General features: G+C 40.2%; 16 protein-coding genes and 2 tRNA genes. 8 read left to right on the plus strand and 10 right to left on the minus strand.

Annotated features, from left to right (window positions below):
• The 4 genes from AC55NX_RS13960 to AC55NX_RS13975 form a co-directional block, all read left to right on the plus strand.
• Window positions 1-323: DUF2956 family protein (locus AC55NX_RS13960; protein WP_496996305.1), on the plus strand; the 323-nt coding region annotated here is incomplete at its 5' end.
• Window positions 324-790: 467 nt separating this feature from the next.
• Window positions 791-2,110: a tyrosine-type recombinase/integrase gene (locus tag AC55NX_RS13965; protein WP_496996306.1), complete on the plus strand. Its 1,320-nt coding sequence runs from the start codon at window positions 791-793 to the stop codon at window positions 2,108-2,110.
• Between the two features lie 591 nt (window positions 2,111-2,701).
• Window positions 2,702-3,217 carry a hypothetical protein gene (locus tag AC55NX_RS13970; protein WP_496996307.1) on the plus strand — a complete coding sequence of 172 codons (516 nt, stop codon included), beginning with the start codon at window positions 2,702-2,704 and terminating at the stop codon, window positions 3,215-3,217.
• A gap of 13 nt (window positions 3,218-3,230) precedes the next feature.
• Entirely contained in the window at window positions 3,231-3,731 is a 501-nt protein-coding gene (locus AC55NX_RS13975) for a hypothetical protein (RefSeq protein WP_496996308.1), read from the plus strand.
• Between the two features lie 62 nt (window positions 3,732-3,793).
• Here AC55NX_RS13975 and AC55NX_RS13980 read toward each other — a convergent pair whose 3' ends face one another.
• From AC55NX_RS13980 to AC55NX_RS14005, 6 genes are all read right to left on the minus strand, one after another.
• A complete protein-coding gene (locus AC55NX_RS13980) occupies window positions 3,794-5,044 on the minus strand; it encodes a hypothetical protein (protein WP_496996309.1) in 1,251 nt (416 codons plus the stop codon).
• A 310-nt stretch (window positions 5,045-5,354) separates the two neighbouring features.
• Complete coding sequence (locus AC55NX_RS13985; protein WP_496996310.1) at window positions 5,355-7,100, minus strand: DUF262 domain-containing protein; 1,746 nt, start codon at window positions 7,098-7,100, stop codon at window positions 5,355-5,357.
• 316 nt (window positions 7,101-7,416) lie between these two features.
• Window positions 7,417-7,507: transfer RNA gene (locus AC55NX_RS13990), tRNA-Ser, on the minus strand.
• 169 nt (window positions 7,508-7,676) lie between these two features.
• Window positions 7,677-7,753 (minus strand) — tRNA-Pro (locus AC55NX_RS13995).
• A 51-nt stretch (window positions 7,754-7,804) separates the two neighbouring features.
• Complete coding sequence (locus tag AC55NX_RS14000; protein ID WP_496996311.1) at window positions 7,805-9,607, minus strand: DUF3413 domain-containing protein; 1,803 nt, start codon at window positions 9,605-9,607, stop codon at window positions 7,805-7,807.
• A 26-nt stretch (window positions 9,608-9,633) separates the two neighbouring features.
• Window positions 9,634-9,858: a YejL family protein gene (locus AC55NX_RS14005; protein ID WP_021019522.1), complete on the minus strand. Its 225-nt coding sequence runs from the start codon at window positions 9,856-9,858 to the stop codon at window positions 9,634-9,636.
• Between the two features lie 84 nt (window positions 9,859-9,942).
• Here AC55NX_RS14005 and yejK point away from each other — a divergent pair, with 84 nt between their 5' ends.
• Window positions 9,943-10,947, plus strand: a complete 1,005-nt coding sequence (yejK, locus tag AC55NX_RS14010) for a nucleoid-associated protein YejK (RefSeq protein WP_496996312.1) — start codon at window positions 9,943-9,945, stop codon at window positions 10,945-10,947.
• A gap of 217 nt (window positions 10,948-11,164) precedes the next feature.
• Window positions 11,165-12,277, plus strand: a complete 1,113-nt coding sequence (gene asd / locus AC55NX_RS14015) for an aspartate-semialdehyde dehydrogenase (protein WP_496996313.1) — start codon at window positions 11,165-11,167, stop codon at window positions 12,275-12,277.
• A gap of 129 nt (window positions 12,278-12,406) precedes the next feature.
• Here asd and AC55NX_RS14020 read toward each other — a convergent pair whose 3' ends face one another.
• Window positions 12,407-13,252: an ion transporter gene (locus AC55NX_RS14020; RefSeq protein ID WP_496996314.1), complete on the minus strand. Its 846-nt coding sequence runs from the start codon at window positions 13,250-13,252 to the stop codon at window positions 12,407-12,409.
• A 743-nt stretch (window positions 13,253-13,995) separates the two neighbouring features.
• Between AC55NX_RS14020 and adhE the strand changes: the two genes are divergently transcribed.
• Window positions 13,996-16,707, plus strand: coding sequence for a bifunctional acetaldehyde-CoA/alcohol dehydrogenase (gene adhE / locus AC55NX_RS14025; protein WP_059121159.1), 2,712 nt, complete (start codon window positions 13,996-13,998; stop codon window positions 16,705-16,707).
• A gap of 361 nt (window positions 16,708-17,068) precedes the next feature.
• Here adhE and AC55NX_RS14030 read toward each other — a convergent pair whose 3' ends face one another.
• Together AC55NX_RS14030 and rne are read right to left on the minus strand one after the other, a co-directional pair.
• A complete protein-coding gene (locus AC55NX_RS14030) occupies window positions 17,069-18,628 on the minus strand; it encodes a SulP family inorganic anion transporter (protein ID WP_496996315.1) in 1,560 nt (519 codons plus the stop codon).
• Window positions 18,629-18,985: 357 nt separating this feature from the next.
• Window positions 18,986-22,126 carry a ribonuclease E gene (rne, locus tag AC55NX_RS14035; RefSeq protein ID WP_496996316.1) on the minus strand — a complete coding sequence of 1,047 codons (3,141 nt, stop codon included), beginning with the start codon at window positions 22,124-22,126 and terminating at the stop codon, window positions 18,986-18,988.
• A gap of 665 nt (window positions 22,127-22,791) precedes the next feature.
• Between rne and rluC the strand changes: the two genes are divergently transcribed.
• Complete coding sequence (gene rluC / locus AC55NX_RS14040; RefSeq protein ID WP_496996317.1) at window positions 22,792-23,736, plus strand: 23S rRNA pseudouridine(955/2504/2580) synthase RluC; 945 nt, start codon at window positions 22,792-22,794, stop codon at window positions 23,734-23,736.
• Here the strand turns inward: rluC and AC55NX_RS14045 are convergent.
• Complete coding sequence (locus AC55NX_RS14045) at window positions 23,731-24,312, minus strand: Maf family protein (RefSeq protein WP_496996318.1); 582 nt, start codon at window positions 24,310-24,312, stop codon at window positions 23,731-23,733. The genes rluC and AC55NX_RS14045 overlap by 6 nt on opposite strands.
• Window positions 24,313-24,327 lie beyond the last annotated feature (15 nt).

Consider the following 24,327-nt stretch of genomic DNA (forward strand, 5'->3'; position numbering starts at 1 on the left):
CAGTAGAACCCTCACAAAAAACGAAGGAAGAGGCGATGGATATCGCTAGAGCTACACAGCTTCCTGGTCAAAAGAAAGCGGAGACACAACGTATCGCTCAAGGTATTGAAAAAGGTATTGCTCTTTACAAGAAACAACAAAAAGCTAAGGCAAGAGCTGCCGACAAAGCTAAAAAGCAAGAAGCGAAGTCAAAGGCTAGACGCCAAGACGATGAGCAAGTGACATTAGTAGAAACCAAGATTGAAACAAAGGTATCACCACTACCTTGGGTGTTATTAATTGCGTCATGGATCGGCTTCCTATTGTTCTATTTTTTGAGATAGTTTCGCTTCACTGTTATAAGTGAGCTGCTTCCCTCCTTCTTTATTTAGTCCAATTTACACTTTTCTATGTTCATCATCTCCTTGGTTGGATGAACATTACTAAGTATAGGCTGGACTAGATTTAGGGGAGCAGGTCAGGCGAATCTCTCTTGGATAACCCAGAGAAGTTTGCAGAGTAGCTGGAGTGGAAATACGTGTATAAAACACGTTATTGCTCAATTTAATCAAATACATATGTATCACCTACTTGTATTAGGTGACATTTGATCGTCTTAAAACGAGAAAAGCCCTTGATAAATCAAGGGCTTGAATGTGGCGGAGAGATAGGGATTTGAACCCTAGGATAGCTATTAACCATCGCCGGTTTTCAAGTTAGACTTTATTTCAAATATTTCATATAATTTTCAGTTAGTTAAATGTGGTAGTTAGCGGCTAACAATAAAACTAACAACTTTGAGAGTTATGAAATGAGCATAAAAAGCATAAAGATCCACAACGGATTGTCGATCCGAAAACTACCACAGAGCAAAAATTTTAGCGTTTATATTAAATTTGAAGGATACCCAAAACGCCAATTCTCACTTAAAACGTCTGATCTTGATGAAGCTATTGCCAAGGCCAAGGCTGAATATCAGTTTAACAAGATGATGTTGGAGCGTGATTTACCGATCCAACAGCCAAACCAACGCCTAACCGTTCATAAGATTATCGATCTATTGATAAAAGAATATGAATCAGCACAAGACAAAGTAAGAGAAAAAAACCGTGATGGAAGACATGCCACACACATTAGGATCTTTAAAAAAATTAAAGAATTTTATCATGAAAAGCTTCGACCATCTGCTTTAGATATTGGACAAGTAAGATCCTACTTTCAAGAACAACCCGCTTTTTCGAATACTCAATTAGTTGCAACAAGATTCTGTTTTACTCAAATTTTTGATCGATCCTTTGAAAAGAAATTAATCACCAAAGATCAGATCGTTGATTTAAAAAAAATCAAAGTTGAAAAACAAAAACAGACCAGAAGAGATCATTTTACTTATCAAGAATTTGCTAGTTATTTTGTCTATGCTATGAATCAAGTTTCAAAAGCTCATGGCAAAGGAATTCACACTCAAAAAATGACAGTGTTTTACAGTTCTTTTTTATTTCATTCTGGTGTTAGAGCTGGATTTGAAGCATTGGGTATTAAATGGTCAGATCTAGATTATACAAGTTTTGGCGATCTATATTGTGTTATTAGAGATGGTAAAACTAAAAACTATGAGAAAAATAATCGCAATGTTATTTTTGATCTATTTTCAGAGGATTGCATTCACCACGCAGCACAAGAAAAATACAGCGATTTATTGAGAGGAATGGATAAGAGAAAAGTCATAACTTATCTTATCAATAAAAAACCAAATGAAACTATTTTTTCTACAAAATTTAGTGATAAACCCACTTATGATAGGATCTTTAAAAAATGGGTTGATGAACTCAAAGAGGCAGAGGTATTGCCTAAGGCTAAAGAACTAACACTTTACAGTTTGAGACATAGCTATATAACTAGATCAATTGAAAATGATGTGCCTCTGGCGTTGATCGCTGAAAATGCAGGAACAAGTATAACAATGATCGAGAAACATTATTCTCATGTATCTGTTATGACTCAAAAAGCTAGAGAAATACTATTAAAAGATAAACTATCATTCATTGGATATAATGACGATCAAAACGAACAAAAATATGATAAAGCAAGTTCTAGAAAAGATTTAGCTGGATTGTTAGAACGCTTGAAATAAAAAATAGCTGTTTTTTGCAAGATTTTTAATTTTGCGATATAAAAGCTGAAATAGTAAAAACATCGTCCAGAATGACAATTTAATAAATCTTTAAAAATATCTTAAACAGTTAAGCCCTTGGGCTATTGGGGGGTGTAGGGGAGACCAGCCCCCCACGTAATACCTACCCAAATTTTCAAATCGAGCCGAACCCTCGATTTTTCGACAAGTCGAACAAGGAAAATTTTACTCGCTACCGCTCAAACACTCGTAAAAAATTTTTACTCGTAATTACCTATAAATAAGACCATATATAAAGGTAAATAAAAAATGGCTTAAAATAAGGTTTTATTTTATACCTATGTAAAGCCTAGACTTACCATTAATGTAAAGGGGGTATAACAAAAAAATCGGTTTTTTCGCTTAACTACGCCAAAAATCAATGTAAACCCCTACCAATATTATTTATAAAAAATCCTTATTTTTAGCTAATTTTTTAAATTAATGTTGATTTGACATTAAAGTAAATATTGGTTTACGTGTTGACAAATAATTTATTTATGTTTTATTAATTAATATACAACTAAACAAATTAATAAAAAGGAATAAATTATGACTGATGAATTAAATATTAAATCAAATACAAAATACACAACAACAAGGGAAGACGGTCAAGAATGCTTGGTAGATTTGAAAGTTAATGAAGAAACAAGCGAATATACAGCATCTCAAAAATCAGCGTTATTTTATGCGTTTAATAGAGAAAATTACAAAAATAAAGTTTTGTTAGCAAGAGAAGAGCCTTTAGCTAATTCAATATTAGAGTTTCTAATATCAGAAATGGATAACACAAATGCTATTTGTATATCAATGGCAACACTTGAAAAACTATTTAAATTATCACGACAAACACTTTCAAAACATATAAAAACCCTTGAAAAAAGAAATTTTATTGAGATTTTCAAAAATGGAAATATGAATGTCTATGCTATAAATGCTTTTTTTGTGTGGACACAAGGGGATAAGAATCTTTGGAAAGCGAAATTTAAAGCGACAATGTATCTTAATTTTGATGAGCAATCATCACAAATAAAAAGAAAATATTCAAAAGAAATAACAACAAAGTAATAGGAGAAAAATAATGAATGGCATATATATAACTTACTATAAATATAAAAATGATGCTGAAAAAGCTTTTAAAAATGTTCTTAAATATATTTTAAAAGATAAGTTTGAAGAGAAAGATTTTCATTTATATAAAGAGGATTATTTTAATGATTTTAAAGATTTTCATTCTAAAAAATTAGCATTTATACAGTTTAGTAATGAAAAAATTCAATATCAAAGCTTTATTTATACAAATCCTGATTTTTTCCTAGACAGAAAAAGTTTTTATGGTGTTTCTAGCGGTGATTTTTGTTTTACCAATATAACACCAGATGCTGATTTTGAAAAAATGGATCATTATGTACAAGAATTTAAGGAAAAATTAAGTAAAATCAATTTTAACATTGATGAACCTTATCACTTATTAGATCTTGATTTAATTTGTTTTATTTCTTCAAGCATTGAGGAAATAGAAGAAATAAAAGATAGTCTTGAAGTGATTGAATATGAAATTGATGATATTGAAGAATATTAAAAGAATAGACAAAAAAGAAATATTGAATAAAAAAGACTATTCAATATTTTTTTCGCCGCAATTTAATTCTTTGCCCTTTTACCATATTTGCGTTTTTGATTTTGTTTTTTTACTTCGGCTTTTTTCTCTTCGATGCTCATTGTTTCAAGTCTTTCTTTTGTTTCTTCCCTCTTCGCCTCGATCTGTTCCAAAACTGTCAATACTTCCGGTTCTGGCTCAGGTTCAGGACTTTGAGCAGCCTCTGGCTGCGGTTCTGGTTGATTTTCTTCAACCTCTAATTTTTGCTTGGGTTTTGGTAAAAAATCGCTTGGTTTTATATCTAACAACTCCAAAAGTTCAGATCCTTTTTTCTTGATATACTTAAATACTTTTTGTTCTTTTTTTTCTATGTATTTAACTATATTTTTAAAAGGAGTGTTGCTAAACAAGGCTTTAAGTGATGTTTTGGCTAAAACTTGCAAATTATTATAATTTTCCAATTCTTTATCAATAAGTTCTCTTTCTGTTCCTTCTATTATTATTTCATCTAATATATCTGAATATTCATATTTTAATTTATCAAAATCTTTTTTTAGTTCTTCATTTTTTTCTATTTCAACTTGTAATTTTTTTAAATATTCATCTTTATTTTTATGATATTTACTTTGATGTTGTTTAGGTTCTCCACGGTCAAAACCATATTTTTCAAAATGCTTATGAAGTAAATCTTGACAGTCGGACCAGTCTTTTTTTCTCATTTTTCTTAAACAGGTTGTTCCTGTTTCTTTGTTGAAATTTAAGAAAATTGCTTGGGCGTGCATATTTTGCTTTAAATATCCTTCTTCTCCATCTTCATTTTTTGTTTTAACGAGTCTTTTTTTCAATTCTTCATCTTCTAATTCATTAAATTGTTTTTCAGTGAAGAAAGTTCCTTCATCTAGATGAAATTGAAAACCGATTGGCTCAAACCCGTATTTATCTTTAAAATCCAACATATAATCTTTTATAGATTGTTCTACTTGTTTTTTTTCATCTTCACTATTTAATAAATCAAACATTAATTGATGATCAAAAACTAGAACAGAATCTATAAAAGTATTTGATTTTTTTTGAATAGCACTTGGATTTTGTTTTTTTGCTTCAGCTAATTTCAATTGATAATTTTGAACTAAATTAAGATCTTCATTATCAAAAGTAAAACCAAAATTGTTTTTTGTTAAGTCTTCAAATGCGTTCTTATTTTTTAACATAGAACGTATTACATGGGCTATTTCGGACATATTACTATCATTGTAATATTTAGTATTATTAGCTACATATTTTTTTCCACTCATATTTTTACCTCAATCTATATATTCAATAAAACATATTTTTAAGGTATTTCAAGAGCAAACAATTCGAGATTGAAAATCGAGGGGTGTTTTAGCTCACTAAAACACCGCTGCGCAGTGTGTGAGGTCTCCGACGGCTGGGGACACCCCAGACCCGTTCGGCACTGCCTCACCCATTCACTTTGTTCATTCTCGCTTTGCTCACATATATGTATAGAAGAAATATTTTAATAGAGTTGATTAAATGATCAAAGAGTGGGTATTATATAGAGAAGATTTATTTAACATTTCTTCTCTATATAATTAATTTTAATTAATCAATATTCCAATAACTTAAGGCGAAATCAATCAATTTCTGTTTTCTAACAGAAATTGATTCTCTAGACCATTTATTATCAATAACAAAACTATCTAGTTCATTTTGTGTTTTAAATGGTGCTCGTATGAAATATTTTTCATTCTTAGATTCAAAGATTTTATTACCTTTACTAGAATTAGAACTCTGTGGATCAATAGTCAAATTGCCTAAGCAATGTAGAAACTCTTCTTCAAATTCTTCATCTACTTCTGGAAGTATTTTAGAATCTTTTACAATTAATTTATTTGGTGTTTGACTTGCGATATGTTCAATTGATAATTTAAATTTAGAATCTTTAGTAATAAACTCATCCTCTGACATTGGAGATGACTTAGGTTGTTTTGTCGTTCTTAGGTGATTTTCATATTTCCAGAAAAAGTATGACAGATCCCTTGTTGCCATCCAATCATAAATCCATTCATCAGACATATTTGAGATAAACATTTTGTCGCTACTATAGGAGCGGATAATATCTTTTAGTTTATTTTCAAGTTCCTGATAATCACCATCAAAATCTCTAGCAAATGAATATAGTTTTGACTGTCCAGTATTACCTCTATTTTGATTTACAGCATAAACTCGGAAGCTATATTTTTCTAGTAATTTAACTATATTTATAAAGTTACTTTTGTTCTCTGTCTTATCTAATTTATATGTCTTAATTAATAAAGGCCAGAAATTACCAGTTCTAGATAGAATAAAAATATCTCTAAGCTCAGGAATTTTTGACTTGAGAATATCGTGAACTGTTAAAAAACTTTCTTTTAATTCTACTGAGTATTTATCAATAAAGTGTAAAGCTTTGTCATTGTTTTTATTTACTATGAATTTATTGATCGTTGATTTGACTTTAGATACATATTGTTGATATTCTTTGGCATTCCATTTGTTATGTGCTATAAAGTGATATTGTAAAATTGAATCCTCAGCAATTTTAGACTCATATTTTTCATATTCTTTATATATATCGCTAAATCGTGAGCGAATAGAATTAAGTAAATCTTCTGGTGTTTCTTCTGATGAAATATAACTTTTATACATTAAAAAACTTTTTATTTTCTCAAGGTTAGTTAAACCTTTACCTCGATCATTAGTTGTTTCAAATATTAATGTAGCTTCAGCAGTGTCTTGAACAGAATATACCAAGACTCTTGAGTTTTCATCTACCTTATTTTTAATAATTAAGAGTTGTTCTTTTGACTTGTCAGATAGATAGTCATGAAAAAACGTTTTAGCTTTATATAATCTTCTTTGTGCAGGTGTTCTAATATAATCTTTCCCACAGTTGTCGCTTAATATATAGCTATGAAAAAAATCATTATCTTCATCTAAAGCTCTTAACTTAAATTGGCTTTTATATTTAACGTAAGTTTCAAACAAAAGATCTATATCATCTAATTCATCTTCATCATTTGTATGATTTCTTAATAGTTCAATAAGTACAGTCATAAAAATGATAATAGTCGTAATTCTTTGTTGACCATCGACTATATCTATTAATTTATAGTTTTTTTCTTGCCCCTTTTCTTCAAATAACACTGTGCCAAGAAAGTAACTTCTATCTATCTTTTGATTTTCAATATCTTCAACAAAGTCTTGTAGTTGTGAGTTACCCCACGCATAAGCCCTTTGATACTCGGGGATGTTGAAGATTGTTCTTCCATCAAAAAGACTTGAAAGTTTCTTTTCACCATTGTCCATATAAGCCTCTGTTTTAATTACTTTATATATACAACTTATACCATTCAAATTGGACAAATGAAAACTCTATAAGATTTAAGAATAAAGAGCGTGTAGATGCCATTCTAAGCAACTTTCTTTAAGCATTTGAGCCAATGCTCAAACACTTTCAAAAAACGCTTAGAAACGCATAGAGGGGATTTCTTGATATGAGTTCTGGAAAATGCTAAAACTAACTAACGCTAACAACTACATTTTTAGCTAAAAATTGAAAGTTATAAACGCCAAAAAGCAAAAAAGGTAAGACTAAAAAAGCCTTACCTTTCAAGCATTAATGTGGCGGAGAGATAGGGATTTGAACCCTAGGATAGCTATTAACCATCGCCGGTTTTCAAGACCGGTGCTTTCAACCACTCAGCCATCTCTCCATTAAGTGCAAAAATCATAACCATGATTACTTTACTTGTAAAGTCTTCAAATTGATTTTTATCAGTATTATGCGACTTTGGTTAAAATTTTATCAGTGAAGGCAATTTTCTTATACTTAACTGAATAGAAAAAGGGAAGTCTTCATAAGAAAACTTCCCTTTAGGTGTATGGTCGGACTGAGAGGATTTGAACCTCCGACCCCCGACACCCCATGACGGTGCGCTACCAAGCTGCGCTACAGTCCGATGGGGTGTAATCTAACGCCTTTCATAAAACGAGTCAAGCAATAGGTTGATTTAATTGTCTTTGCTGTAGAACCGTTTCAGTTCGGTCAACCCTTGCATGAGCACTGGTAGCGTTGGATTGGTATCTGGCAATCGATGGTAATTGTTATCAAATACTTTGAAATTACCAAACTTATCAATGACTGTTGTTTGCTTATTGGTCACTAGAGCTAATTCTCGGGCATCTCCGGCTAAAATCCAACGTCTTTTGTTTTCGTCAAACAAGTTCTGACCACTACTGTAATCATTCGGATTTGAAGAGACACCGAGTAAATCTTGCAACAGTGTCACTGAAAAATCGAGGTGACTGGTGCGCTGGGGATATTCGGCCGCTACTTTGCCCGGCCAATGGATAATCATCGGCACTTTAAGCTGATACTGACTGTAGTTGGTATTCGAGCCCCAACTATTAGTGTTGGTCTCATTAAACTCAGTGCCGTGATTGGAGGTAATGACCACAATCGTTGAGTCCATTAATCCCATCTCATAGGCTTTCTTAATCAGTTGTCCCAGCTCATGGTCTGCCGCTTCAACCGACAGTTCATAATTATTTTTGAGTTTATCTTGTGTCGATTTACCGAATGAATTGTCCGGTGCATCAAACTCTTGCACGGTAGTCAGCTCTAAATAGCTGAACCAACGGCCTGACTGATTGGTGACCCATTTTGACCACGCGTCAATGGTTTGTTCATCTCGGCTGGCGTCTTTGGTAAATGAGGTGTGGTTTAACGGTAGCCCTCTGAACACAGTTTCTGCATAGAGCGGATCGCTGAAGTTATTACCGCTGAAGAGACCGAAATGATATTTCTGCTCTTCGAGTGTATCGAGCAGAACCGGCAGTGTGCCTTGGACCTTTATACTCGATGCATAGCTGCTGGGCAGGCCATAGAATAGTCCGAAAATACCGAACATGTCATTACTGGAACTGTAATGATTGCTGAAGTTCAGATTCTCTTTGGCAAAAGTTGTCGTCAGCGGCATATATTTTTTGCTGAGCATATCGGCTCGTAAGTTGTTGACGCTCACGACCAGAATATTGAGTGGGTTAATCCGGCGGTCAAATTTGATTGGCTCTAACGGATAGTTCACCAGTACGGATTTGTGGGTCTGTGTCTCGTGCAGGCGCTTGAGATATTCGTCCCGGTTAAACAGCCCATGTCTTTCCATAAACGATTTTGCCGTCATCGGATAGGACAGTGGGAAATTCGATTTTTGGCTGGTGACCGGTGTATACAAAGAAGCATCAGACCAAACATAGATCAGGTGACTGGTAATAAAACTGATAAAGAAAATCGTCGCCAGCGGCCGGCCAATGTGCTTATGCGACAAGCGTCTCTGCTTTCTCCATACCCATTCGGATAAACCGATCTCCATGGCAAAAATCAGCGGTAACAACACAAACAAATGCTGAAGGTCATTGGTTGTCGTTTTGGAATTATCGCTAAAAAGCACTTCCCAGACCACAGGGGTTAAATGGAGATTGAGTTTGAAATACAACTGCGTGTCGATCAGCAGGACGGTGAGTCCGACCGTTGCAAAACAGACGGCAAGAAACCTGAATAACTTGCGGGAGGGGACAAGGAAAGTCAGTGGAAACAGCACCAACAGGTAGAGCGCAAAAACGAGAAAACCAAAATGCCCGACCCATGAAACAGCCAAATAAAATTGTCCCAACAATGTTTCTGGCCATGGGGACTGGGATATGTAACGTGTACCGATCAGCATGGCTGCGATAATGTTAAAAAACGCAAACCAGTGTCCCCAGCCAACTAAGCGGGATACCCGCTCTCCGTAGGTGTTTTCACTCTCTACCATGTTCTTTTCGTTTTATCCGTTCTTTGTTAGTGAATCGTACTGTCGATTGAAGATATCAATGCTTGAGCGAATTTCTCAGCAATGGCTTTTCTTTGACTCTCAGCAACGTTTTGATTCAAAACATTCGTTGCGATATTTCCGGCGATCATCAGAACCAGATCCGGAGACGCATCATGTTTATCAAAAACGGCAGCAATTTCAGTCAGGATCGTTTCAATTTGTTGATCACTATATTTTGATGTAATGGGCATATAGACTCTAACGATGATAGTAAAAACGGCTTATGATAACCTACTATACCTGTCAACTGAAACTACAACGATGATAAATTCGCTATGAGTCTTGATCTCTCCAATGTAATACTACACCAGTTACTGAAAAATGAATCGGATGAACTGGTTGTTAACTATCGCTCCCAGTCTTTAGAAAACAATGCTTCAACGGAAAATCTGGTGGCTGAATTGCACCGTGTTTTTAGTGCAAAGCCTTCTAAAGGGTTTGGCTGTTTTCAATCAGACAGTGAGTTCCAAAATTGGTTGCGTGAGCTTAAAAGTGGAAGCTTAAATTTTTATGATTTCTCACAGTCCAGTGTCAGAAAACTCAAAAATGAACTGATGAAATACCCTTTTGCTGACGAAGGAATCCTGGTGATGGCTGAGTATCAGTCACTGGCTACACAATACCTATTCATTGGGCTCTTACCCATGAAACAGAGCCTGAAAATTACGGAAGGATTAGATATCAGTGCGACGGATTATCTCGATATCCGACAAATGGATATTGCAGCACGCATCGATCTCTCGCTGTATCAGTCTGATCCGGATTCTAATCGTTACCTGACTTATATTAAGGGGCGGGTCGGGCGCAAAGTTGCTGACTTTTTTCTCGACTTTCTGCAGGCTGATGTTGGGCTGGATTCAAAACAGCAAAATTTAGTATTGATGCAAGCCGTGGACGATTTTTGTAGTGATGCGCAGTTTGAAAAAGATGAAACAATTACTTACAAAAAGCAGGTCTACGACTACTGTAATGAACAGATTAAATCAGGCGATGAAGTCCAGTTGAAGGATTTATCGAAAGAGTTGCCGGATGATACTAACGGAACGACTTTATGGGATTACGCCCAAAGTCACGGTTATGAGCTGGAAGAGAGTTTCCCGGCTGATCGGTCAACAGTGCGCAAGCTGACAAAATATGTAGGTTCCGGTGGTGGGTTAAATCTGAGCTTCGATAGTTTGTTACTGGGTGAGCGAGTCTTTTATGATCCTGAATCGGATACGCTGACTATCAAAGGCACACCGCCTAACTTACGTGATCAGCTGACAAAAAATAATCGTTGATATACTCACTTAAAAAATATGAAGCACCTTGGTTTGGGTGCTGTCTTGTTTTACTTATCTGATATTATTGATTTTTTATACGAAGAAAGTGGTGCTGTCGCTGGCAATTAAGTTGAAAAACTTATGGGTAATTCCAAATTGAACTTGAGATTTTTTTCTGAACCGCTTATAGATGTTGGATTAGATTTGAATCAGAAACACATGGAGAGTTTGTGCAATGAGAGTAGGTTTAGTCGGGTGGCGTGGTATGGTCGGTTCTGTACTGATGCAGCGGATGGTTGAAGAAGGTGACTTCAATCATATCGAACCTGTATTTTACAGCACTTCACAAGTTGGTATCGCGGCCCCTGATTACGGGAAAGATGCCGGGTTACTGCAGGATGCTTATGATGTTGAAAGCTTAAAACAGTTGGATGCCATCATTACATGTCAGGGCGGTGGATACACCGAGAAAGTTTATCCGCAGCTCAGAAATGCCGGTTGGAAGGGTTACTGGATTGATGCAGCATCGACATTACGGATGGCTGAAGATTCTATCATTACGCTTGATCCGGTCAACTTGAAACAGATCCAACAGTCAATTCATGCCGGAACCAAGACCTACGTCGGTGGAAACTGTACCGTGAGCCTGATGCTGATGGGCTTAGGCGGACTGTTTGAGAAAGGTCTGGTCGAGTGGATGAGTGCCATGACCTATCAGGCTGCATCCGGTGCCGGGGCGCAGAATATGCGTGAGCTGATTTCTCAGATGGGCGTGATTAACGATTGTGTCAGCTCTGAGCTGGCTAATCCGGCTAGTTCTATCCTTGATATTGACCGCAAGGTCGTGGAAACGATGCGTTCAAGTTCTTTCCCGCGTGATAACTTCGGTGCACCTCTGGCCGGTTCATTGATCCCATGGATTGATGTAAAACGTGACAACGGACAGAGTAAAGAAGAATGGAAAGCCGGCGCTGAAGCAAACAAAATTCTCAATCTGCAAGGTTCTCCGATCCCGATTGACGGCACTTGCGTGCGTATCGGTGCAATGCGTTGCCATTCGCAGGCGCTGACGATTAAATTAAAGCAAAACGTGCCAATGGACGAAATCGAAGAGATTATCGCCTCTCATAATGATTGGGTGAAAGTGATTCCAAATGATCGCGATATCACTGCTCAGGAACTGACGCCGACCAAAGTGACAGGGACGTTATCTGTTCCTGTGGGTCGTTTACGTAAAATGTCGATGGGGGATGACTTCCTCAATGCATTTACTGTCGGTGATCAGCTACTGTGGGGCGCAGCAGAGCCATTGCGTCGTACTTTACGCATCATTCTGAACGAAAAATAGAGATTGTAATCATCATTACGTCTTGTTGTCATATTGAGAAAGAGTGCACGTTGTGCACTCTTTTTTTATCGGAATAATCTTTTTTATCGAGTCGCCTTTTTTCTCTGAGCAATCTTTTTCTTTGAACAACTATGGTGTCTTTCCTGAAACAACACGTTTATCCGGGTCGGCTAACTGGCTGCCGCAGTGTTTACAAAAAAGCGCGTCACTATCATGCCCGGTTCGAGAGCAGTTCGGGCATTTGACCAATTGGCGATGAATATTCATTTCTTTACTCAGTTCTGCGGTAATAATGCCTGTCGGAACGGCGATAATTGAGTAACCCAATAGCATGGTGAGTGAAGCGAGTCCCTGACCAAGCGGCGTCTGAGGCACCAGATCACCATATCCGACTGTTGTAATTGTGACGATAGCCCAATAGATACACTTTGGAATACTTGAGAATCCATGTTCCGGCCCCTCAATTACATAAATCAGCACCCCGAAAATCGTCACCAGTATTAAAACGGAACTGAAGAAGATGAAAATTTTCCGACGGGCCATGAGGAGTGAGCGCATCAGAATATTGGAATCTTGCAGATAACGAACCAGCTTGAGAATTCTGAAAATTCTCATCACTCGAATCAGTCGGACCACAGCCATAAATGAAATGGTAGGAAAGAGTAACGAGAGGTAAGTGGGTAGGATAGCGAGTAAATCGACAATCCCGTAAAAACTTTTCGCATAGGCTTTGGGATGAGGTGAGCAATAGAGCCGGACGAGGTATTCCACGGTGAATAGCAAAGTGAAACCGTACTCAAAGTAACGGAGTTGTTGGTGCCATTGCGCATTGATTTCCGGAATTGACTCCAGAATCAAAACCAATAAGGAACTCACAATTGTCGCAATCAGACAGAGGTCAAACACTTTACCTGCCCGTGTATGCGTTCCGAAAATAATGACATAGAGATTTGTTTTTATCGACGATTCAGTCATAGCCTTCCTATTGGTAGTTCTGCACTATATGTCTTGTCTGTTGAGGTGTGGCTGTTTAGCGGTCATGTCTGTAATCCGTCATGGCCGCTTTGATGGCCGATGTATCTGCGAATCAGTTCAGTCTGTTGACAATCCTGCAATATATGACACCACTCGTTAATTTAGCATCCGATGAACGATTATCCCGTGATATGAATAAGATGTCATCTTTTCGATAATTTTTGCGGTGGGGACGAGAAATTATCGAAATGGAACCTTTTGCATTGGTTCAACTCAGATTAAGAGTTCAGATATGCTGACGGGTTTGTGGCTTATATGTAGGGATATTGTAAAAAAGATAGTTTAAAAATGGTGTTCTCATCCATGGCTTATATAATGACTAGTAGCACGAAAACAACGGATTAGGTCTTTCTATGTTGTTTTGCCATGAAAATTTATTACATAAAATTGTAGTTTTTTTATTTTATGTCTTGATGATATTTCTTTATGAAACCGGTCTCTTTATTCATTTTATATTCAAATTCATATGGTTATGTGTTTTTCGGGTAATATTTCGACAAGTGAAGGAATTGTTTTTTAGAACTGATCTGGGTCAATGTTTTCAAATACTGAAAGATTATACTCAGAGATGAAAGCTATTTACTAAGCTTGTTTCTGAAGAAAAACTGGATTTTGGCCGTTTAGACCGGGTGACAGTCTTAATAAAAAGTTTTTAACATTTTTTTAATTTTAGGAGATTCACTATGCCTGTAACAAATATGGCGGAACTTAATGCTCTTGTTGCTCGTGTGCAAGCTGCACAAGCAGAGTTTGCTACTTACTCTCAGGAGCAGGTAGATAAAATTTTCCGCGCGGCATCACTGGCAGCAAACCAAGCCCGTATTCCTCTGGCACAACAAGCGGTAGAAGAGTCTGGCATGGGGATTGTCGAAGACAAAGTGATCAAAAACCACTTTGCATCAGAGTACATTTATAACAAGTACAAAGATGAGAAAACTTGTGGTGTATTGGAAGAAGACGAAAACATGGGCACCATGACGATTGCAGAACCAGTCGGCATTATCTGTGGTATCGTCCCAACAACGAACCCAACTTCAACTGCGATCTTCAAATCTCTGATCTCTCTGAAAACACGTAATGGTATTATCTTCTCTCCACACCCACGTGCGAAGAATTCAACCAATGATGCTGCCAAGCTTGTGCTTGAAGCCGCTGTTGCTGCGGGTGCACCAAAAGACATTATCGGCTGGATTGATCAACCTTCTGTTGAGCTATCGAATGCACTGATGAAGCATGAAGGGATTGCCCTGATTCTTGCAACGGGTGGACCGGGCATGGTTAAGGCCGCTTATTCTTCTGGTAAACCAGCAATCGGTGTTGGTGCCGGTAACGTTCCTGTTGTGATTGATGAAACAGCAGATATCAAGCGTGCCGTCGCTTCTGTTCTGATGTCAAAAACGTTTGATAACGGTGTTGTGTGTGCTTCTGAGCAAGCGGTCATCGTTATGGATGAAGTTTATGATGAAGTCAAAGAACGTTTTGCAACACACAAAGCTCATGTACTGAGCAAATCTGATGCAGATAAAGTCCGTAAAGTGCTGCTTATTGATGGTGCTCTGAATGCTAAAATCGTGGGTCAGCCAGCAACAGCTATTGCTGAAATGGCTGGTGTGAGTGTTCCGGCTGATACCAAGATCCTTGTTGGTGAAGGCATTGGTGAAGTTTCTTACGATGATGAGTTCGCTCATGAAAAATTATCGCCAACATTGGGTATGTTCCGTGCCAGTTCTTTTGAAAACGCGGTAGACCAAGCGGTGAAAATGGTAGAAATCGGTGGTATCGGTCATACATCTGGTTTGTATACCAATCAGGATGTGAACAAAGATCGGATCCGTTACTTCGGTGACCGGTTGAAAACTGCACGTATTCTGGTCAACATCCCAACCACCCACGGTGGTATCGGTGACCTGTACAACTTTAATGTTGCACCGTCTCTGACACTGGGTTGTGGTTCTTGGGGCGGTAACTCTATCTCAGAAAACGTCGGTCCTAAACATTTGATCAACAAGAAAATTGTTGCTAAGCGAGCTGAAAACATGTTGTGGCATAAATTACCGAAGTCTATCTACTTCCGTCGTGGTAGCCTGCCTATCGCACTGGGCGACCTTGAAGGTAAAAAACGTGCATTCTTGGTGACAGACCGCTTCTTGTTCAACAATGGCTATGCTGACGATGTTGTGAGTCTATTGAAAGCTCAAGGCATGGAAGTTCAGACGTTCTTTGATGTTGAAGCCGATCCGACACTGTCTGTTGTGGAAAAAGGTGCTGCACAAATGGCGAGCTATCAGCCTGATGTGATTCTGGCACTTGGTGGTGGTTCTCCAATGGATGCTGCGAAAATCATGTGGGTGATGTATGAGCATCCTGAAACGCATTTCGAAGAGTTGGCAATGCGCTTTATGGATATTCGTAAACGTATCTATAAATTCCCTAAAATGGGTCAGAAAGCTGAACTGGTTTGTATTACTACAACCTCTGGTACAGGTTCTGAAGTTACACCATTTGCGGTCGTTACCGATGATAAAACCGGTGCGAAATACCCACTGGCTGACTACGAACTGACGCCAAATATGGCCATCATTGATGCAAACCTGGTGATGAACATGCCGAAGTCTCTGACTGCGTTTGGTGGTTATGATGCAGTGACTCACGCATTAGAAGCTTATGTTTCTGTACTGGCTAACGAATATTCAGATGGTCAGGCACTACAGGCGCTGAAAATGTTGAAAGAGTATCTGCCATCCAGCTATGCCAATGGTGCAAATGATCCGATTGCTCGTGAGAAAGTGCATAACGCAGCAACTATTGCTGGGATTGCATTTGCCAATGCATTCTTGGGTGTATGTCACTCAATGGCGCATAAAATCGGTGCTGAGTTCCATGTGCCTCACGGTTTAGCGAATGCGCTATTAATTGCCAACGTTGTGCGTTACAACGCGAATGATAACCCAACTAAACAAACTGCATTCTCTCAATATGACCGTCCTCAGGCTCGTCGTCGTTATGCTGAGATTGCTGATCACTTGGAGCTTTCTCAACCGGGTGACCGTACAGCGCAGAAAATTGAGCGTTTATTGGGTTGGTTGGAAGAGCTGAAGCATAATCTGGATATCCCACTGTCTATTCAGGCAGCAGGTGTCAATGAAGCTGACTTCCTTGCTAAACTTGATGAGCTGTCTGTGCAGGCATTTGATGACCAGTGTACCGGTGCAAACCCTCGTTATCCGCTAATCAGTGAGTTGAAAGAGGTGTTACTGTCTTCTTACTACGGTCGTGCTTATGTTGAAGGTGAGACTGTTGAAGGGACAACCGTTATCAAGAAAAAAGCGGATCAAGAAGCGGCTGCTGAAGCTCCAAAGAAACGGTCAGCTAAAAAAGAGAAATCTGAAGCTTAATTGCATTTATTCTGCATAAAATACGAAGATGCCCCAGCCTTTGGTTGGGGCATTTTTTATGCACAAGATTAATTCTTGATGCGATCGGCATTCAGGTCATCCGGTATTTTTTAGCTTTCGACATCGATCACAAGTATCGGGTGTGCGTTAAAATCACTGAAGTTGAAAGTAATCGCCTATCAAGTTAACAGCATCACGAGCGAGAGAGTCACAGACATTGATTTAGTTAGCTCACCGCAAGTTGAACGGTGCTTATCCAAGAGAATGAAGGTCTGGTGTTTCTGATAGATAAGAAAAAGCCGTCATTTCTGTCATGAAACGACGGCTGTTTAATGGTCAGTATTTAGACGTGTCGCTGGTCTTATCCGGCGAGCACGTCGGTTGCAACCTTGTAAGTTGGATCTTCCTTCACATTTGTTTCTATCAAGCTACTGGCTTTATGAAGCAGCTTACGACAATCCTGACTCAGGTGACGTAAGTGAAGGGTTTTGCCAACGGCCGCGTAACGCTCTGCAAGTGTTTCAATTGCATCAATTGCCGAGTGGTCGGTCACGCGCGACTGAGCAAAGTCAACAATCACGTGTTCTGGATCTTGGTGAGCATCAAACAGCTCCAGAAAATTCGCCACAGAGCCAAAGAAAATAGGGCCATGGATCTTATACTCTTTGGAACCGTCTTCGTTTGCATGGCTGGTTGCATAAATGTGTTTTGCATGATCCCATGCAAACATCAGTGCAGATGTAATCACACCCACGGCAACGGCAATCGCTAAATCGGTAAATACGGTGACAATAGTTACGAGCACAATCACGAAGAAATCTTTCTTGGGTACTTTTCTGGCAAGTTTAAAGGTTGCCCATTCAAATGTTCCGATCACCACCATAAACATGACACCGACCAGCGCAGCTAATGGAATCATCTCAATGAGTGCTGACGTAAATAAAATAAAGCACAGTAACATCACCGCAGCAACGATACCGGACAGACGTCCTCTGCCACCGGAGTTTACGTTAATCATCGATTGACCAATCATTGCACAGCCGCCCATTGCACCAAAGAATGAACAGGTGATGTTTGCAAGCCCTTGTCCCATACATTCGCGGTTTGACTGACCACGGCTATTGGTCATTTCATCAAGTACGGTCAGTGTCAGCAAAGACTCAATTAATCCGACGGCCGCTAAGATGACAGAATAGGGAAGAATGATTTTCAGCGTTTCGAATGTAAAAGGCACATCTGGTACGGAGAATGAAGGGAGAGTACCGGCAAGCGTGGCCGTATCATTCCCAGACATGGTACGTAGAAAATCAACTACAGTACGGGTTTCTAACCCCAACCCCTGAACTAGCAAAGTGACCACAATGATGGCAGCCAGAGAGGAGGGAATTGCAGTCGTTAGCTTCGGCAGGAAAAAGATAATCGCCATGGTTAAAGCGACCAGTCCTAACATGAGTAACATCTGATCATAGGGTAGCCAAGTCATCACGCCATCCAGAGATGGCACTTTAAACTGCCCTAACTGGGCAAGGAAAATGACAATAGCAAGCCCGTTGACAAAGCCGATCATGACCGGGTGGGGTACAATCCGGATAAATTTTCCGAGTTTGAATAAACCTGCACTGATTTGAAGAATACCTGCCAATAGAATAGCGGCAAACAGATAAGAGATGCCGTGTTCGGAGACCAGACTAACCATCACGACAGCCATTGCTCCAGTAGCACCTGAAATCATCCCTGGGCGGCCGCCAAAAATAGCAGTAATTAGACCGACAATGAATGCGGCATAAAGACCGACCATCGGGTCAACACCTGCAACAAATGCAAAAGCAACAGCCTCAGGGACCAGTGCCAGTGCGACGGTCAGTCCGGAAAGGACATCGTTTTTAATTGAATATGTTGATTGATTTGGGAATTCAAGCATGAGTATGATTGTTTTCTGTTAGTGGCTGAACAAAAACCGATATAGCTCTATAGGTTTGATCTAAGTATTCTAACCAAGCAATATGAACTAAGTATTTCGGGTTCATGGACCGCAAGCGCCCTCATGACTGAAAGATATTCCTGTCTGGGCTTTACTTGGGCATAAGTTGGCGAATGCTACAGAAAAGTGTGATTAAGGTCAACTGTTCGGTATGTTGGTGATTGGTCGATGTCCTATTACTGACAGGTTTCTCGGTCTGTTATCACGGTATTTACTTCGGTCTTTACTTTAGTGATCTCATAAAAAAAGAGCTGCATTTAGCAGCTCTTTGAAGACTAAAATTTACGCAAAAATTATTCAGGATAGCTGTAGTGGTTTTGCCATTGCTGAACTTGCATGATTGGTTGCAGCATGACTACCAGCGCCTTTTAGTGGATAGCGTTGCTCTCGTAAAGGTGCAGCTTCAAGAAGCACTTGTACCAGTTCGCCACTTCCGGGAGCTTTTGTCATTGGCGAAAATGCATGGCCTTTCACCGCTATGACGCTTTCTGGTGCTAGCTGTACAGGTTGCTCGCTTTCCTGAGTTGGTTCTGGTATTTCACGAGGACTGTCTTGAGCCACTTGCTGCTCTGCTGGTTCAGCGGTTACCTCATCAGTGATTTCCGCTTCGACTGGCACAGGGGTTGGCTGTTGATCACTCGTGATTTCTACCGCGACAACCTTATCGTTTTCACTTGAAGGTTGGTCAATTTCTTGAGTCACCATATCAACGGTTTCAGGAGCGGTGATATCCGGTGCCACTTTCGGCGCATTCTCTGACGTTGTAATCTCCGGTGTTGTAGATGCGTTCGCTGAACGAATAATCACCTTACCCATTGCCATTTCAGGGAATGCAACACCGCTGAGTTGTTCCTGAGCTTCTGGCTGAGCCGGTGATTGCTCGGACTGAATGGCTTGAGGTGTGGACTTTTTCATCAGACCGTAGCTTGGCATCACTTTACCCATTGCCATTTCCGGAGACGCAACGCCTCCTTTCCGTAAGCGGAATGGGTTTGGTCTGCGCTCTCTTCCTCTGCGACGACGCTGTCCATTTGCACGTAAATGGCGAGGTGAACGGCGACTCCGACGCTGTTTCGGCTCTTCGGTATTCGCGTTTTCATTCGCATCATTATGATTCGAGGACTGATTCTGTTGAGTCTCTTCCAATGATGACTGTACAGGTGATGATTGCTCATCGATCACTGCTACAGGCGCCACTTCTGGATTCATCGCATCATGTTCAGACACGCTCACATCACTTACCAAAGTTTCGCCAGCCGATTGAGAAGACTGAAGACGAATTTGTTTGGTTAGTTTACGGCGTTGACGACGCTCTTTCGCGACCACGGCTTTCTCTTGTATATCCCGTGGTTCTTTCTTCGCTTCAGATTGTGCATCCTGAGCAATCTTTTGTCCTTCCTCGGCTAACTTCGTAGCAGAATTTTTATCTTGATTTCCGCGCTTATCCTGCTGCTTTGGTTTGCGAGATTGGGACTTCGCCGGTTTCTTCTCATCAGAAGGTTGTTGTTTTACTTCTGCTGAGTCCGGCGCTTTATCTGATTTTGGCTTGTTGCTATCCTGAACTTGCTGACGCGGGCGTCGGCGTTGCTCATTGTTGCGCTCACGAGAACGGCGAGGTTTTCTATTCTCTGAGCGTTGTTCCTGTTCTGATGTTTTGGTATCGGCCACTGATTTTTCTGGTTGGGTCGGTTCCGAACCAGAGAACAGACTCGCCAAGCCTTTCATCAATCGACTGAACAGCCCTGGCTGTGCAGGCTCTTTCGATTCAGTTTTCTGTACGGCCTGTGCTTGCGGCTCTTGTGGCGCTTTCGGTTGAGGCGCTGAGGTTGTCGGTGCAGCAAACCCTTTTAATACCGGCTCTTCAATGCGTCGCTGTTTCGTTTCAGTTTCGACAACATCCTTACCTTCAACCTCACGAATGCTTTCCAAACGTTTAGGCACGAGGTAAGACAGCATTTCCTGTTCTTCACCCTCTCTGACTCGGATGACCTCAAAGTGAGGGGTTTCCATATCAGAGTTCGGCACGATAGTGATTTTGACATCTTGAATCCGCTCAATGTGATTGATCGAGCGGCGTTTTTCATTCAGTAAATAAGATGCAATCGGAACAGGTACAACAGCAAGGACCTCTGACGTATTATCTTTCAGAGCTTCTTCTTCGATCAATCGCAGTACAGACAGCGCCAAAGATTCGTTATCACGAACAACTCCTGTTCCAGAACAGCGCGGACAAATATGATGACTTGCCTCTGCCAGAGAAGGACTCAGACGTTGCCGGGACATTTCAAGTAAGCCAAATCTGGAAATACGGCCAATCTGAACCCGGGCACGGTCAACACGAACCGCTTCTCGGAGTTTGTTTTCAACTTCACGTTGATGACGAACGGGCGTCATATCGATAAAGTCGATGACCACAAGGCCACCTAAATCTCGTAAACGAAGTTGGCGGGCGATTTCTTCGGCTGCTTCCAGGTTGGTATTCAGCGCCGTTTCTTCGATATCACCACCCTTGGTTGCACGAGCAGAGTTGATATCGATAGAAGTGAGTGCTTCTGTCGGGTCGATCACTATCGAGCCACCGGAAGGTAATCGTACCTCTCGCTGGAATGCTGACTCGATTTGGCTTTCGATTTGATAGTGACTGAATAGCGGAACTTCGCCTTCGTACTTCTTAACCCGATTGACAAAATCGGGACGAACAAGCCGAATATGCTCTAGTGCACGTTCGTAAATCGTATTGCTATCGATCAGGATTTCGCCAATGTCACGACGTAGATAATCGCGAATTGCGCGTGCAATAACATTACTTTCCTGATGGATCAGAAACGGTGCAGGGATAGAGTCGGAAGCCTGTTTGATCGCACTCCAGTGAGTGAGCAAAACGTTTAAATCCCATTCTAACTCTTCAGCACTTTTACCCACCCCAGCGGTGCGGACAATCAGCCCCATGCCTTGGGGAAGTTCAAGTGTACTGAGGGCTTCTTTCAGCTCCGTTCTTTCTGTGCCTTCGATACGACGGGAAATGCCACCGGCACGAGGATTATTCGGCATCAGAACCAAATAACTACCGGCCAGAGAGACAAATGTTGTGAGGGCAGCACCTTTACTACCACGTTCTTCTTTCTCAATTTGAACGATCACTTCCTGGCCTTCGTTCAGAACTTCCTTAATGCTTGGACGTCCTTGATACGTGTATCCGGCTGGGAAATATTCTTTCGCAACTTCTTTGAGAGGAAGGAAACCGTGTCTTTCAGCACCATAATCAACAAATGCTGCTTCCAGACTAGGCTCAACTCTGGTGATTTTTCCTTTGTAAATATTTGCTTTCTTTGATTCGTATCCGGGACTTTCTATATCCAGATCGAAAAGTCGCTGACCGTCGACCAGCGCGACACGCAACTCTTCTTTTTGAGTTGCGTTAATTAACATTCTTTTCATTTAAAAATCTCGTTGTATTTCTTTTGTTTTGATTATTTGTTGTTCTTATTGCTTGCATTTCATCTTCACGGTGCCTGATCCCATGGCTTTTTTTTGCAGCCTCTCGGCTGGAAGGGACGCTCAAAAAGGCACTTCAGTCCTCACCCGCTGATTATTTCACCAGTGATGAGCCGCAGTGTGCGGTAGATACTCAACATGAATGACGATGAGTAGAACAATAAGAAGTCACGGTTATGTCTGTCTTACGCCATTTGCAGCATACAAAGAACCGTAAGTTTCTACCCAAAATTGCTCGAAACACGGCGTCATGAGTTAAAACATCGCCAGTGTGTCTATTGCAGCTATGAACTATAGCAGTGGCAACGTATTTCAGCAATCTGCTTTATAAAAAATAAACCTAAAAAAATGGACTCCGAAGGCTGAGATGATTTATGAATTGGCTGCTTTGGCATAGTTTGTTCGAGATTAAGGCACGAGAGGGCGGGAATAGCAAAATATTTATCACTATGATATCGAACATCAAGATAGTATGATGCGCGCGTTTAAGCCAATATTGCTATCTCTGTATACTTTATGCCCAGTGATGAAGCGCTAGGTGAGCAGATCGCCTGTATCAGCAACGCCTTTTTCTTTCTTATAAACAATTTTGTATAAACCATAAGCAAATGAGTGAAATCAGAACACAAGTCCAGTTTGTCAATATTGATGAAGATATGGCCGGCCAGCGAATTGATAACTTCCTGCGTAATAAACTGAAAGATATTCCGAAGAGTGTGGTTTATCGCATTCTGCGCAAGGGCGAAGTACGTGTGAACAAGAAACGGATCAAGCCTGAATATAAATTACAACCCGGAGATGTTATCCGGATTCCGCCCGTAACATTACCGCAGAGTGACACGACGCAAGAACCATTGAGTACCAAACTGGGAAAAGTAGCGGAATTGGAACAGTGTATTTTATTTGAAGATGATGCGCTGTTAGTACTCAATAAACCTTCCGGTACGGCCGTTCATGGTGGAAGTGGATTAAAATTTGGTGCGATAGAAGCGTTGCGGGCACTTCGGCCGCAGGCCCGTTTTCTGGAATTGGTTCATCGGATTGACAGAGACACTTCCGGAATCCTTTTGGTGGCGAAAAAGCGTTCGGCTCTTCGTCATTTACAAGCTCAGTTTCGGGAAAAATCAGTTCAGAAGCATTACAACGCGCTTGTTATGGGGACTTGGGATGTCAAATGTCGCAAAATAAATGCGCCACTGTTAAAAAATGAAGTCAATAGTATTGTCCGGGTCAATCCGCAAGGGAAGGCTTCGGAAACTCGTTTTAAAGTTATTGAAGTATTCTCTCAGGCAACATTAATTCAGGCAAGTCCAGTGACGGGGCGGACTCATCAGATCCGGGTACATACCCAATATGCAGGCCATCCGATTGCTTGGGATGACCGTTATGGCGATCCACGCTTTGATGCATATACCGGGAAATTAGGACTGGATCGACTCTTTTTACATGCTGCACAGATCTGTTTTATTCATCCGACGAGTGGTGAGATGATGGAGATTGTGGCACCGATGGAGAAGAAGCTTGAGCATGTGTTGGCACAATTGCGTTCATAGCACCGTCATCCCTTCCAATTCGAGTAAGTCGATGAGTTTGATCAAGGGCAATCCTACCAGTGCGTTGGGATCGTCGCCTTCTAAACGTTTAAATAAAGCAATACCCAATCCCTCGCTTTTGAAACTACCGACACAGTCAAGCGGTTGTTCGATTTCAATGTAACGTTCAATTTGACTGCGGGTTAATTGCCGGAAGTGCACATGGAATTGGTCAACGATACATTGAGTTGTCCGAGTGACATTGTTGTATAGTGCAAGGCCGGTATAAAAGGTGATTTTGTCTCCCGATTGTGCCATCAACTGCTGCACTGCCTGTTCTTTAGTATGTGGTTTGCCGACGATTTGCTCTTGCACGACACACACTTGATCTGAACCAATGATCAGGCTCGGTTGTTTCTGAGGGCAACTTTGCGCTTTTTGTTGTGCTAAACGTTGAACCAGCGCTTGGGGGGATTCATCCGCAAATGGTGTTTCATCACATTCAGGTGCGATAGAGATAAAGGGGATGGCTATTTTCTCCAACAATTGGCGCCGATATTTTGAGGTGGAAGCTAAAACAAGTTGATAATGGCTCATATCTATATTTGATGA

Source organism: Vibrio rubrogenes (genome assembly GCF_059641415.1).